Below are 14,004 nucleotides of genomic sequence, written 5' to 3'. Positions count from 1 at the left end.
ACGAAATCATTCGATTCTTAGGAACAGCCTTTATGTAAGTAATGATAGCCATTGGTGAACAGTCAGAAATGGAGGGCTTAGGTGATGAACAATCAGATGCAGGTAGGCGTCGTTTACTATCCAGAGCAATGGGATGCAGCTAGATGGGAAGCAGATATTAAGCAAATGGCGGAAGCCGGTGTAACCGTTGTACGATTGGCTGAATTCGCATGGTGTCGAATGGAGCCAGCACCAGGTCAATTTACATTCGAATGGTTGGATGAAGTCATCGACTTGTTTGCTCAGCATAAGATAGCCGTTATTCTCTGTACACCGACCAATACACCTCCTCGTTGGCTGACAGATCAGCATCCGGATGTTCTCCCGATTCAAGCAAATGGGATGACGACGCATGCTGGTGTCAGAGGTCATCGCTGCTTCAATAGTGCGTCCTTAAATTATTATGCATCAGTAATTATTCATCAGATGGCTATGCGTTATGGCACGCATCCAGCAGTGATCGGTTGGCAACTCGATAATGAATATTGGATGCTGGATTGTCACTGTCCTAGCTGCAATACGTTATTCAGGCAATGGTTAATCCAAAAATACGAAACCGTCAGCAGGCTAAATGAAGAGTGGGGGACAATTGTCTGGAGCGGAGAATACAGCGATTGGCAGCAAGTTACGGTTCCATATGGGGGCTCTCGCTTTCAAAACCCATCCTATCTACTAGACTTTGCTAGGTTTCAATGGGATATGATGGAGCTGTTTCAGAGGGAACAAATCAATCATATACGTCAATATAGCAAGCATCAGTTTATTACTCATAATTTTCACACCTACCCACAACGAGTAAATCTACACCAGCTTGGGCGTGAACTGGATGTTGCCTCTTTTGATTATTATCCGAATACAGATCCTCAAAAGCAAGCAACCGGTCCGTATAGCGGAGCGTTGGCGCTGGATGTAACGCGAGGGATCAAAAGAAAAAATTTTTATATTATGGAACAGCTTAGCGGCTCACCAGGCTGCTGGTTTCCATCATGGCGAGCACCTTATCCAGGGTTTATTCGGGCTTTTGCTTGGCAGGCAATCGCAAAAGGGGCGGATAAGGTATTGCATTTTCGCTGGCGTTCTGCAACGGTTGGAGCGGAGCAGTTTTGGCAAGGGTTAATTGATCCTAGTAATGTGCCAGGACGAAGATTGCGAGAGTTTTCGCAATTCGCACAAGAAGTGAATCGCTTGTCAGCTAAGTTAATCGATACGACCTTTAAGCATCAGGTCGCGATAGTAATGTCGCATGAAAATATGGAAGCCATGCGCATACAGCATCAATCGGATTATTATGAACATATAAAGGATTATCACCGCACATTGACCAAACTAGGTATTGGCTGTGATGTGATAGAAGCGGGAGTATCACTAGAACAATATAAGCTAGTCATCGTTCCTAGTTTATATATTACACACGAAGAGACCGCGAATAGGCTGGAGCAGTTTGCACAAGCTGGAGGTACAGTGGTATTAACCTTCCGTTCTGGAGTGAAATTGGTGAATAACCAGCATGTTGAAACGATGCTGCCCGGATATTTGCAGAAAAGCTCAGGTATTTATGTCGAAGAGTATGATGCGATTGGACAAAGTACCCAGACGATTCGGGATGAAGATGGAGAGACCTATAGCAGCTCCATCTGGTGCGATATTGTCAGCTTACAGGGTGCAGAAGCGATTGCTTGGTACGAGGATGAATTTTATAGCGGCACACCAGCGGTAACCTGCAATCAAGTAGGCAAAGGAAAGGTGTATTATGTAGCAACGCACCCAGAGGAAGCTTATCTTCGTAAGCTTATGTCTCGATTGGCTATGGAGCAGCATATTAACTACAACGCTAACCTGCCAGAGGGAGTGCAGGTGATCGAACGTTTTGGCAAAAGCAGCAGGTACCTCTTTATTCTGAATCTTAGTAGAGCGAGTGTAACCTTGCCGCTTGATTGTGCTGGCTACAGCCTGCTACGTGAAGAGACGAATGAGCAGCAGCTAGAGCTCGCGCCTTATGAATTAGATATTGTGGAAATTCCTTTATCGGTTGGCTGATGCTACAAAAAAGTTTTAGTATGCTTTCGAAGCAACTTTTTTGTTTTTTTCAAAGTCTATATATGAAGCAACAAAAAAGTTTTAGTATATGCTTTCGAAGTAACTTTTTTGTTTTTTTTCAAAGTCTAAACAAAAAAGTTTTAGTATATGCTTTCGAAGTAACTTTTTTGTTTTTTTTTCAAAGTCTATATATGAAGCAACAAAAAAGTTTTTAAGAGGTGTAAAATGAATTTTCAAAATCCCATTATTCCGGGCTTTTATCCGGATCCTAGCATTTGTCGTGCTGGTGATGACTATTATATTGTAACGAGCTCTTTTGGATATTACCCGGGGATTCCAATCTGGCATAGTAAAGATCTCGTGCATTGGCGGCAAATTGGTCATTGCTTAACGAGAGAAAGTCAACTGCAGCTAGAGGAAGCGAGAATTTCAGAAGGTGTTTGGGCACCAACCATTCGTTATCATGAAGGACGCTTTTACATGGTTACGACAAATGAAAAGAAATGTGGCCATTTCTATGTGTGGACAGATGATCCTGCGGGCGAGTGGTCAGAACCGATCTATGTCGATCAGTCAGGTATCGATCCATCTCTCTTTTTCGATGATGGCAAGGTTTATTTTACAAGTACGGGTACAGAAGAAGGTATTGGGATTTATCAATGCGAAATTGATATTGAGACAGGTGAGAAACTAACGGATACGAAATTTATTTGGCAAGGAACTGGGGGGAAATTTACAGAGGCTCCTCATTTATATAAAATCAACGATTACTATTATTTAATGTGTGCGGAAGGCGGAACAGAGTACGGTCATACTGAGGTTATCGCACGTAGTAAATCACCGTATGGGCCATTTGAGTCATGTCCGTATAATCCGATTCTTACACATCGCAGCTCAGGTCGAAACATTCAATCTACCGGACATGCTGATCTTGTCCAAGCAGCAGATGGTAGCTGGTGGGCGGTGTTCCTAGGTGTTCGTCCAGTCTCTTATCCGTATCGTCATCACATTGGTAGAGAAACATTTTTAGCACCTGTCCACTGGACGGATGATGGGTGGCCAATTATAGGAAATCAAGGCACGGTTGAGCTAGAGGAGCTAGCTCCGAATCTACCATTTGTAAAATGGGAGCAAAGCTCTAAGCGAGATGATTTTATAAGTACGTCCCTCGATGATTGCTGGACATTTATCCGTAGTGGCGTACACACAACATGGTCCTTATCGGAGAGAGAAAGCTATCTGACGATTACGGGCTCTTCCGATCGTTTAACAAGTAGAGGGTATCCTGCATTTATTGGACGCCGGCAACAGCATCATCATTGCGAGGTTACGGTGAGTATGGAATATAATCCGCGTGATGACGATGAAGCGGGACTAACTGTATTTATGGATGATCGGCATCATTATGATCTTGCATTGACGAAGATTAATGGTCACATGCAGCTCGTCTTGCGCAGGCAAATTGGCAGCTTAATCGATGAAAAATATTCGGAACCACTTGCTGCAACAGATGTGGAGCTAAGAATAGAAGCAACACCGACAGACTATTTCTTTTATTATCGGGAAGGCAATGAGCAGTGGAACAAGATAGGTGAAGGGGAAACTCGCTTACTATCTACAGAGGTTGCTGGCGGATTTACAGGCGTATTTATCGCGATGTACAACTACTCACGTTATAACACAAATGCATATTTTGATTGGTTTGAATATGACAGTAAGGAGCAGATCACATGATAGAAACAACAAAAGATGAGCAGTACATTATTTTGAACAGCCCGGTCGTGATGCCAAAAGCATCAGGCTTCCTATGGAACGACCATATGATGATGGATGTTAATTGTAGAGGGTATACGGTTTCACAATTTATGCAGCCTGAACCAGCGAAATATTCGCATGCCCCTAATCTGGAAGCAAAAACATTTATGCAGCCAGAGCAGCCTTATTATGCTCACCATCCAGGGCGCTTTGTGTATATCAAGGATGAGGAAAGCAATGAGCTGTTTTCGGCTCCGTATGAGCCTGTACGCGCTAAGCCAGACGAATATCAATTTATTGTTGGAAAGCATGATATCTCCTGGAAGGTCGTATTTAACGAGATCGAGCTAAATATGTCGCTTTCCTTATCACCAGATGAGCCGATTGAAATGTGGAAGGTGACGGTTAAGAACAACTCGAATAGACCGCGTAAAATTAGCATATATCCATCCTTTACGATTGGATATATGTCATGGATGAATCAGGCTGGTCAATACGAAGCGGATCTACAGGGGATCGTTTGCACTTCGATTACGCCTTATCAGAAATATACGGACTACGAAAAAATTAAAACCTTAAAAGATATGACGTTCTTATTAGCAGATAAAGCGCCACTTAGCTGGGAAGCGAATTGGGAGGTGTTCGAGGGAGAAGGAGGCATCCATGCTCCATCGGCGATTGAAGGTGAAACGTTAAGCAATAGTGACGCTCGCTATGAAACACCTGCTGCTGTGATGCAATACCGCTTATCCTTTGAGGCGGGAGACGAGGAGCAGCTTCGCTTCCTATTCGGTCCTGCGCATAACAAACAAGATATTGCGGCGATACGCGAGAAATATTTTGTACAAAGAAATGCAGCAGGAGAGGACGGTTTTGCTGTTGCACAGCAAGCCTATAAGCAGTATATCGAGCGTGGTGCAGGTAATATCACGATTCAAACGCCAGATTCTTCCTTTGATCAATTTGTGAATCATTGGTTGCCGAGACAAATTTATTATCATGGTCAGACGAATCGTCTAACGACAGATCCGCAAACTCGAAACTATTTGCAGGATAATATGGGAATGAGCTACATCGATCCTGCGACGGCACGACAAGCTTTTCTAACTGCGATGAAGCAGCAGGCTGCAAGCGGTGCGATGCCAGATGGAATTATTTTGCACAAGGATGCAGAGCTGAAATATATCAATCAAGTGCCGCATACGGATCATTGTATTTGGCTGCCGCTTAGCCTAGTAACGTATTTAGATGAAACAAACGACTATTCGATATTAGAGGAGCTTATTCCATTTCAGGATGATCCAAAGCCAGTCAGCGTGTTTGAGCATATCGTGCGCGCAATGAATTGGTTAATCCAGACAAGGGATGAACGCGGACTCAATTACATCGAGCAAGGCGATTGGTGCGATCCGATGAATATGGTTGGCTACAAAGGTAAGGGCGTATCGGGGTGGCTAACGATCGCTTCCGCGTATGCATTCCAAGTATGGGCAGAGATCTGTGACAATGCTGGACAGCCAGCTGTTGCAGAGCAGTTCAGAACAGAAGCAAACAAAACAAATGAAATTGTGAATGAACATTTGTGGGACGGAAATTGGTATGCCAGAGGGATAACCGACGATAATGTTAAGTTCGGCATTCATACCGATGTTGAAGGGAAAATTTATATCAATCCTCAGGGCTGGTCGCTGATGAGCGGAGCAGCTGATGCAGAAAAACAGCCGAAAATCTTAAAAGCGGTTGAGGAGCTGTTAGAAACGCCTTATGGTGTCGAGAAATTAGCACCGTCCTTTACAAAAATGCGTGAGGATGTAGGGCGTGTAACACAAAAACATCCGGGTAGCGCGGAAAATGGTGCGGTGTATAATCATGCGGCAGCATTTTATATTTTTGCTTTATACCAAGTGGATCAACAGGATAATGCATACCGACTGTTAAGAAAAATGATTCCTGGTCCAGATCTGGCTGATATTATTCATCGTGGTCAGCTGCCAGCCTTTATTCCTAACTATTATCGCGGAGCTTATCGTCAAATTCCTCGAACTGCTGGTAGATCGAGTCACTTGTTCAATACAGGTACAGCAGCCTGGGTTTATCGCTGTATTATTGATGGACTATTCGGGGTGAAGGGAAGTAAGGATGGACTATCGATTCAACCTCAGCTTCCATCTGACTGGCAAACGGCATCGATTCAGCGCCAATTTAGAGGTGCGGCGTTTAATATCGTAATCGAGCGCCATACGGATGTACGGGAAATGGCGATTTATGTGGATGAGCAAATGATAGAGGGCCACACTGTTCGAAATATTCAAGCTGGTGAAAAATATGAAGTGCTTGTAAAGCTACCGCAAAAATAATTAAGTAGTTCGATAAAGAAATACAGCTTCGTTTATAGCTGTAACAACGTAGATAAAGGTGGAGAGACACTATGAAGTTTACTGATGGGAACTGGATGATTCGTGAACAATATGAGGTAATCAGTGCAGTAGAGCCCTATGATCATATTATTGAAAATAATAAGCTGACTGTTCATGCTTCTCCTCGACAGATACTCATTCGCTCGAATACATTGAATACACCGCTGTTAACCGTTCAATTTCATTCGCCAAGACCTGGAATTATCGGTGTGAAGCTGATTCATTTTGACGGAATAGAACCACGTGGACCACACTATATATTGACTCCGGAGACGGGCGATTACGTACAAATCGAAGAAACGGACAATGAGCTTATCTTTACGAGTGGTTCGTTACGTGCTCATGTACAAAAGGGTGAAGAGTGGAATATTTCCTTCTATCGAGGAACAAAGCGTCTGACAGGCAGCCGTGTGAAGTCGATGGCCTACATTAAAGAAGGTAACGCAAAGACCTATATGCGTGAGGAATTAGACTTAGGCGTAGGTGAGCTGGTTTACGGATTAGGGGAGCGTTTTACTTCTTTTGTGAAAAATGGTCAAGTGGTTGATATGTGGAACAAGGACGGTGGCACAAGCTCTGAGCAAGCCTACAAAAATGTTCCGTTCTATATAAGCAATGAAGGCTATGGGGTTTTTGTTAATCATCCTGAGCTGGTTTCCTTTGAGGTTGCATCGGAAAAAGTGAAAAAGGTGCAGTTTGCTGTAGAAGGGGAATCGCTGGAATACTTTGTGATTGATGGTCCAGAAATGAAGGATGTATTAGTGAAATATACAGACTTAACTGGCAAACCAGCTTTGCCTCCAGCGTGGTCTTTTGGCTTATGGCTGACCACCTCATTTACGACTAGCTATGATGAAGAAACGGTTAATTCATTTATTGATGGGATGGCAGAAAGAGATTTGCCGTTAAGTGTATTTCACTTTGACTGTTTCTGGATGAGCGGTTTTCACTGGACAGATTTTACGTGGGATAAACAAACGTTCCCTGATCCAGTAGGGATGCTGCAGCGCTTGAAGGAAAAAGGGGTTAAAATCAGCGTATGGATTAACCCTTATATTGCTCAGCGCTCTAAGCTGTTCGCTGAAGGTAAGAAGCATGGTTATTTGCTTAAAAAACCGGATGGCAACGTGTGGCAGACAGATATGTGGCAAGCTGGAATGGGAATTGTCGATTTTACGAATCCAGCCGCTTGTGAATGGTTTGCCCAATATTTACGCGATCTAATCGATCAAGGCGTCGATAGCTTTAAAACGGATTTTGGCGAACGCATTCCAACTGAGGTTATGTACTACGATGGCTCAGATCCGCAAAAAATGCACAACTACTATGCGTATTTGTACAATAAAGTTGTCTTTGACGTATTGGAGGAAAAGCTTGGCAAGGGGCAAGCGGTAGTATTCGCTCGATCTGCAACAGCGGGTGGTCAGCAGTTCCCTGTTCATTGGGGAGGGGATTGTAACTCCGATTATGAGTCGATGGCAGAAAGCTTGCGTGGCGGCTTGTCATTAGGATTATCTGGATTTGCCTATTGGAGCCATGATATCGGTGGTTTTGAAAATAAGCCGCAAGAGGATGTATTTAAACGCTGGTTGGCGTTTGGCTTACTTTCAAGTCATAGTCGTCTTCATGGAAGCAAATCGTACCGCGTGCCATGGGTATATGATGAGGAAGCAGTAGACGTGACACGTTATTTCACGAATTTGAAATGTAGACTGATGCCTTATTTGTATCAATCTGCAGCACAGGCGCATGAACAGGGGATTCCGATGATGCGTGCAATGGTGCTAGAATTCCCTAATGATCCTGCAGTAGAGTATATTGATCGTCAATATATGCTGGGAGACCATTTACTAGTAGCCCCAGTCTTAAGCGCAGATCATACTGTAAAATATTATTTGCCGGATGGAAAGTGGACTCACCTACTAACTGGTGAAGTGGTTGTGGGTGGAAAGTGGTTTAAAGGAGAGTATGACTTCTTTAGTTTGCCTCTATATGTCCGTCAAAATGCAATCGTGGTGCATGGAGCGAATGAAACCCGTCCAGATTATGACTTTGCATATGATGCGACGATCGCGATCTATCAGCTAGAGGATGGAAAAAACATCGCAACGACGATTCATAACGTAAACGGAGAAGTAGAAGTTAACGTGAAAGCGACGAGAGAGCAGGATACAATAAAGCTCGACATTGCTAGCAGCGGCAAGCCGTTCTCGATTCGAGTTTATGATGATAAGCAGGTTACAGCGATCACTGGAGAAGCAGGAGAACTAATCGACGGGATTGTTCGCATTCCAGCTGGAAGACAACAAGTAAGCTTAACGCTGCAATTATCTAGCTAGCTCTTAAATTTACCTTCAACATGTAGTTAATAAAGAAGGCCCATATAGCTTGGAACTGACCACGTCTGTCAGTTCCATCGTCTATTGGGCTTTTTTTGTTGAATTTAATTAAATATGCGATGAATGATGGAGCTGGATCAGGCTTAGTCGTTTTGTATGCCTAAACTTAAAAATGGAGATCATGATTAACGTACATGTAATAGTAAGATGATATATAATGAGGTATGATTGTAGTTATGGGGGTGTGAGCGTTGTTTAGTAAAATAGATGCGAAAAAGTTGTTGCTAGATAACAAAAGACCGTTACCTGAATATACTTTAAAAAGTTTGCGAGAAAAAATTTACTAGAGTGGACGTATAACACGAATGCGATCGAAGGTAATACGTTGACATTGAGTGAAACTAAGGTTGTATTGGAAGATGTAACTGTTGGTGGCAAAACTCTACGTGAGCACTTGGAGGTTATTAATCATCAACAAGCTATTTCTTATGTAGAGGACATCGTCCGTAAAGAAGAACCAATGTCTCAATGGCAAATAAAGAACATACATCGACTTATACTAAAAGGAATTAATGATGACTATGCGGGTGTGCATCGCGATCAACAGGTGCTTATAGCAGTTATCAACTTAATAGTGAAATGGAAGCATTAATGAATTGGTATAAGAATGAAGCTAGTACGCTTCATCCAATTGTACGGGCAGCTATGCTGCACGCTATTTTTGTAGGCATACATCCCTTTATCGATGGAAACGGACGAACATCCCGATTATTATTGAACCTAGAGCTGATGAAGGATGGATATCCTCCTATTATAATAGAAGTAAAGCATCGTTTAGCTTACTATGAGTCATTAGATGAGGCAATTGCTAAAAAGAACTATACGGATTTCATAGATCTTGTTGCTTTAGCTACAGAAAATTCTTTGGATCTATATCTGAGTGTATTAGATTAAATGGATACTATTGCTTGAAACTATTAGTCGTTAACATTGAGCTTATAAAAATATCCCTCCTAATCGTTAAAATCGGGAGGGATATTCTTTCTGTAGCTCTAGAACGTTTGGAACAAAAGCTGTCTAATGGTAATAAACCTAACCCCTCCTCCGCAATTTCCGAACAAGACGATTTACAAACCGATCAAGCAAAAAGCCAGCTAAAAACCATGTGAGGAAATTGCATACATAAAAAAACAGCATCGCATACTTCCCCCAAACACTCCAGTTCGAATAAAACCACTCATTTATAATGATTATCGGTGGTGTCGTGAAGTAGAGCAGCAGGTTTTTATCGTCCCAGCCTAGCATATTTTGCGTAATGATCAAGATTGATAGTAGAGCAAACCAAAAACGAAATGATTTTATTAGTTTTATCATTGATTCACCACTCCTAACATTCCTATTCTATCATCCTGTCTATGAAATAAATTTATCCCTGACAAGCGAATATTCCCCCTGTTCAATACTAGTAAGAATAAAGCAAAATAGATTTATAGACAAGAAACAAATGTATAGTAATCCAGTTATATACATGTTGGTTCTGTCTTATGCATTTGAAACCATTCACTACATCTTAGAGGTCTCTTTAGAAATGCTTTGTCAAATCGAAGGGAGAGATGTTTGTATGAATTTGGTTAATCGAAGAAGAAAATGGTCTGCTCGCATGATGCTGATGTCGGTGCTGCTACTGATTGTTGGCGCTTTTGGACCGACGGCATTTGCCTCGAGCGCAACCACACAGCAAGACAATGGCTACAAGATCGTTGGTTACTTTCCTTCCTGGGGAGCCTATGGTCGCAATTTCAACGTTGCGGATATAGACGCTTCCAAACTAACCCACATTAACTACGCATTCGCAGATATTTGCTGGAACGGCATACACGGCAATCCTGACCCAACCGGTCCTAACCCACAAACTTGGCCATGCCAAAATGAAGCTGGTCAAACAATCAATGTTCCTAACGGCACGATTGTGCTTGGCGATCCGTGGATTGACGCACAAAAATCATTTCCCGGAGACACATGGGATCAGCCAATTCGCGGAAACCTGAACGAACTGATAAAGCTAAAGCAGCAGCATCCTCATTTGAAAACGATTATTTCAGTAGGCGGCTGGTCGTGGTCGAATCGCTTTTCTGATGTAGCGGCATCTGATGCAACGCGAAAAGCATTTGCCCAATCGGCAGTTGATTTCATCCGCAAGTACCAAATGGACGGCGTCGATCTTGATTGGGAGTACCCGGTAAGCGGCGGCCTTCCTGGCAATAGCTATCGTCCAGAGGATAAGCAAAATCATACGCTTCTACTGCAGGAAGTACGAAATTACTTGGATGCGGCGGAAATTGCAGACGGCAAAGAATACACGTTAACGATTGCTTCTTCTGCTTCGCCAACCTATGCACAGAACAATGAGCTGGCTGCGATTGCCAACATCGTCGATTGGATCAACATTATGACCTATGATTTTAATGGCGGTTGGAGCAATCAAAGTGCGCATAACGCGCCACTGTATCTTGATCCCGCAGCCGTTGCAGCAAATGTGGAAAATGCAACGACGTTCAACGCTGACAGTGGAGTACAGGGGCATCTGAATGCAGGTGTTCCAGCTGAAAAAATCGTGCTCGGTCTTCCATTCTATGGCCGTGCATGGGCAGGATGTGCGCCTGGGGCAGCTGGTGATGGTCAGTATCAGCAATGTTCAGGCATCCCTGCTGGAACATGGGAAGGCGGCGTATTTGATTACGGTGATCTAGCTGCCAACTATGTCAATAAGAACGGTTTTGTTCGATACTGGAACGACGTGGCGAAGGTTCCATATCTATATAACGCGACTTCCAGAGTATTCATCAGCTATGACGATCCAGATTCGTTCACGCATAAGGTTGATTACATCAAATCAAGAGGCCTCGGTGGCGGCATGTTCTGGGAGCTCTCCTCCGATTGTCGCGTGAGTCCGCAGTATAGCTGCAGTGGAACGAAGCTGCTCGATGTGTTAGCGGAGCAGCTGAACAATGGTGAAGGCCCAGGCCCTGGCGGTCCTGGTACGGGTGATCCAGACACAACACCGCCAACTGTTCCGACAGGCTTGACGCTTACAGGTAAAACGGCTAATTCCGTATCTCTAAGCTGGACAGCTTCAACAGACAACAGAGGAGTAACAGGCTATCAGGTGTTTAGAGATGGCGTGCTAGCATCAAGTGTGGCTGGTACCAGCACAACGGTTACGGGTCTGAGCAGCAATACGACCTATGTATTTACAGTAAAAGCACGTGATGCGGCAGGCAATCTATCGGACGCAAGTGCTCCGTTAAGCGTTACGACAGAAGAAGCAGTAACGCCAGCTTGTCCAGTAGCGGAATGGGGAGCAGCTAATGTTTATACCAGTGGCAACCGAGTTGTCTACAACGGTATCATCTATGAAGCGAAATGGTGGACGCAAGGCGATCGTCCTGATCTTTCCGGCGAGTGGGATGTATGGAGAGTGATCGGGCCTTGCTAAATAAGGTGGCAATATTGGCATAGCTGTGGCTGTGAACCGGGACTATTCTAGCTAAAAGGACCCTGAAAGTTAAAAGTGAAAAAACGGGATAAGCAAAGCTAAACCTTGCTTATCCCGTTTTTTGTTGTTTAAGATGTGCCAGAAGATGCAGCTTTCGTTGGCTGATTTCTCGGTGTTACCTGCTTTTTAAACTTAAATAATACTCTTTTGTGCTTTTATCAAACTTCTCGATTGCATATCTTAAAGTGACTCTTGGCATAGTAGCGGCATATTTGTCTAGGAAAGCCTTTAATTTCTCTTCATCTTTTTTTCCAGCTTCACGAATAAAACTGCCAACGGCCTTGTTAATTAAATCCTCTTGATCATTTATTAGCAACTCAGCAATGGCATATGTATCTTCTATGTTGCCTTTTCGAATAAAGCTATGTGTACTAACGATAGCTGTTCTTCGTTCCCATATGTTAGAGGATTTTGCCAACATGTATAACTTATCCTTAGGTTTATCCAGCAAATACGTTCCGATAACAGAAGGAGCAGCGCGATCGACGAAATCCCAGTTGTTGATTCGATCATGTCTTCGGATATATAGCTCATACAGTGCCTGTCTATGTTCGCCAGTTATCTTATTGCTCTTGGCCTGAAAATCCATTATGCTTACGGCACCCATTCTCACTTCATAATACTTACTCTCTAAAAGTTGTTCGATTTCATCTAAAGGCATATTCGAGTAGAGTTTGGCAGTTCGGAATACAGTTTGCATGTTTAGACCTAAGCACTCCGTGCTTTCATCTGAATCTTTAAAGAATTTCTTCATTTTTTCTATGTCCGCTTCATTCTGATGCTGCTGTAATTCAAGTACAAAACGTTCAGCGGTATGATTATCCATGATTATTTTCTCCTTTCGGTTGATTAAGTATCGTGTTGCTGTTATCGTGGTCTATTTCATTCATTTTCTCCCAGATACGATAGAAAGTACAGATCAGCAAGCAGCTTTCGAGGACATGATCAGCTTTTTTGATGATACCGCCTCATTATCATATCCGGCGCAAGAGAAATCAAAGCTGGATAATCAGCAGGCGTTTTTCGGATAGTCTCGCCGCAAACGAACAGCACGAATGAGCAAGCCAACCACCACATACAGCAAAGTAGCTGCAATTCCAGTTATAGGGGAAATCCATATTTCTTTTCCGCTGGCAATCGTAATGTATCCGTCAATAACGAGCGGGTTAAGCAGCGAATCCTCGACTGCGTGCATCAGCACTCCCGGCCAGATCGAGTTCGTTACGCGGAACAGCTCGACAAACATAATTGACCATGCAATCATCGACACAATCGCAACTAGCGCAAATAGCAGCTTGTCTACTGGCAGAACGCTGTACATCATATGCTTAGGCAAGAAAAATAAATAGTAAGGCAAATGCCACAATCCCCATACCAATCCGGCAATCAGATAAATGCTCCAGTCCTTCATTCCTTTCTGCACCAGCTTGGCAGTCAAGTAGCCGCGCCACACAAACTCTTCGAATATATTTTTTATAAATTGCCCAAATAGCAAGCTGATAAATACTCCCGCTAATGCTTCTATGCGCAAATTAGTTAGTTCGACCCAGCCCGCAGCATAGCCGATCAGCAGTACTAGTGCTGTAACAACCGGGTAGACAAGCACTGCTACAATATACCACTGCCAGCCTTGCTTAAGGCGCGGTGTCAAGCCTGCCGCTTTCCAGCCTTCCCCGGCAAATACACGCAACGCGACTACGGTCAGCAGCGGAAATAGCAGCCATAGCCCCATGCCGAGCGTATTGCCCTCCGGCTGGTCGTCCAGAAAGCTGTCTACGAGCACACCGAGCCAGCCGCTAGCAAGCACGGCTGCAACGAATACCGTTAAATTTCTTACGCTCTTTCTTTCCATTCCCGACAC

9 protein-coding genes and 1 pseudogene are annotated in these 14,004 nt (G+C 43.6%); 7 read left to right on the top strand and 3 right to left on the bottom strand.

All coding sequences use genetic code 11. From position 1 onward, the window contains the following. Positions 1–84: 84 nt before the first annotated feature. From ACFP56_RS04720 to ACFP56_RS21765, 5 genes and pseudogenes are all read left to right on the top strand, one after another. Positions 85–2,076 carry a beta-galactosidase gene (locus ACFP56_RS04720; protein ID WP_379231642.1) on the top strand — a complete coding sequence of 664 codons (1,992 nt, stop codon included), beginning with the start codon at positions 85–87 and terminating at the stop codon, positions 2,074–2,076. Positions 2,077–2,301: 225 nt separating this feature from the next. Further along, on the top strand, positions 2,302–3,810 hold the full coding sequence (locus tag ACFP56_RS04715; protein WP_379231640.1) for a glycoside hydrolase family 43 protein: 1,509 nt from the start codon (positions 2,302–2,304) through the stop codon (positions 3,808–3,810). Continuing rightward, a complete protein-coding gene (locus ACFP56_RS04710) occupies positions 3,807–6,188 on the top strand; it encodes a GH36-type glycosyl hydrolase domain-containing protein (RefSeq protein ID WP_379231638.1) in 2,382 nt (793 codons plus the stop codon). The genes ACFP56_RS04715 and ACFP56_RS04710 overlap by 4 nt, the downstream gene beginning before the upstream one ends. Before the next feature lie 71 nt (positions 6,189–6,259). Then, complete coding sequence (gene yicI, locus ACFP56_RS04705) at positions 6,260–8,587, top strand: alpha-xylosidase (RefSeq protein ID WP_379231636.1); 2,328 nt, start codon at positions 6,260–6,262, stop codon at positions 8,585–8,587. Positions 8,588–8,838: 251 nt separating this feature from the next. Further along, positions 8,839–9,541, top strand: a pseudogene (locus ACFP56_RS21765) (Fic family protein). Positions 9,542–9,679: 138 nt separating this feature from the next. Here the strand turns inward: ACFP56_RS21765 and ACFP56_RS04690 are convergent. Beyond that, the gene (locus ACFP56_RS04690) at positions 9,680–9,961 is read right to left on the bottom strand and encodes a hypothetical protein (RefSeq protein ID WP_379231629.1); all 282 of its coding nucleotides are present in this window, start codon (positions 9,959–9,961) and stop codon (positions 9,680–9,682) included. 247 nt (positions 9,962–10,208) lie between these two features. On the opposite strand from ACFP56_RS04690, the gene ACFP56_RS04685 reads away from it, so the two are divergent. Continuing rightward, positions 10,209–12,083, top strand: coding sequence for a glycosyl hydrolase family 18 protein (locus ACFP56_RS04685; protein WP_379231627.1), 1,875 nt, complete (start codon positions 10,209–10,211; stop codon positions 12,081–12,083). A 175-nt stretch (positions 12,084–12,258) separates the two neighbouring features. Here the strand turns inward: ACFP56_RS04685 and ACFP56_RS04680 are convergent, their stop codons facing one another. Next, positions 12,259–12,969, bottom strand: coding sequence for a DNA alkylation repair protein (locus ACFP56_RS04680; protein ID WP_379231624.1), 711 nt, complete (start codon positions 12,967–12,969; stop codon positions 12,259–12,261). Between ACFP56_RS04680 and ACFP56_RS04675 the strand changes: the two genes are divergently transcribed. Continuing rightward, on the top strand, positions 12,968–13,174 hold the full coding sequence (locus ACFP56_RS04675; protein ID WP_379231622.1) for a hypothetical protein: 207 nt from the start codon (positions 12,968–12,970) through the stop codon (positions 13,172–13,174). The genes ACFP56_RS04680 and ACFP56_RS04675 overlap by 2 nt on opposite strands. Here the strand turns inward: ACFP56_RS04675 and ACFP56_RS04670 are convergent. Next, complete coding sequence (locus ACFP56_RS04670) at positions 13,153–13,995, bottom strand: CPBP family glutamic-type intramembrane protease (protein WP_379231620.1); 843 nt, start codon at positions 13,993–13,995, stop codon at positions 13,153–13,155. The two genes, ACFP56_RS04675 and ACFP56_RS04670, sit on opposite strands and share 22 nt — an antisense overlap. Positions 13,996–14,004: the final 9 nt, after the last annotated feature.

Source organism: Paenibacillus septentrionalis (assembly GCF_042659865.1).
GTDB classification, from domain to species: Bacteria; Bacillota; Bacilli; order Paenibacillales; family Paenibacillaceae; genus Pristimantibacillus; species Pristimantibacillus septentrionalis.
This window is presented reverse-complemented; position numbering and strand designations above follow the sequence as displayed.

Coding starts and splice junctions, on each gene's coding strand:
- ACFP56_RS04720 (WP_379231642.1), top strand. CDS start 85: ATGAACAATCAGATGCAGGTAGGCGTCGTTTACTATCCAGAGCAATGG.
- ACFP56_RS04715 (WP_379231640.1), top strand. CDS start 2,302: ATGAATTTTCAAAATCCCATTATTCCGGGCTTTTATCCGGATCCTAGC.
- ACFP56_RS04710 (WP_379231638.1), top strand. CDS start 3,807: ATGATAGAAACAACAAAAGATGAGCAGTACATTATTTTGAACAGCCCG.
- yicI (WP_379231636.1), top strand. CDS start 6,260: ATGAAGTTTACTGATGGGAACTGGATGATTCGTGAACAATATGAGGTA.
- ACFP56_RS04690 (WP_379231629.1), bottom strand. CDS start 9,961: ATGATAAAACTAATAAAATCATTTCGTTTTTGGTTTGCTCTACTATCA.
- ACFP56_RS04685 (WP_379231627.1), top strand. CDS start 10,209: ATGAATTTGGTTAATCGAAGAAGAAAATGGTCTGCTCGCATGATGCTG.
- ACFP56_RS04675 (WP_379231622.1), top strand. CDS start 12,968: ATGATTATTTTCTCCTTTCGGTTGATTAAGTATCGTGTTGCTGTTATC.
- ACFP56_RS04680 (WP_379231624.1), bottom strand. CDS start 12,969: ATGGATAATCATACCGCTGAACGTTTTGTACTTGAATTACAGCAGCAT.
- ACFP56_RS04670 (WP_379231620.1), bottom strand. CDS start 13,995: ATGGAAAGAAAGAGCGTAAGAAATTTAACGGTATTCGTTGCAGCCGTG.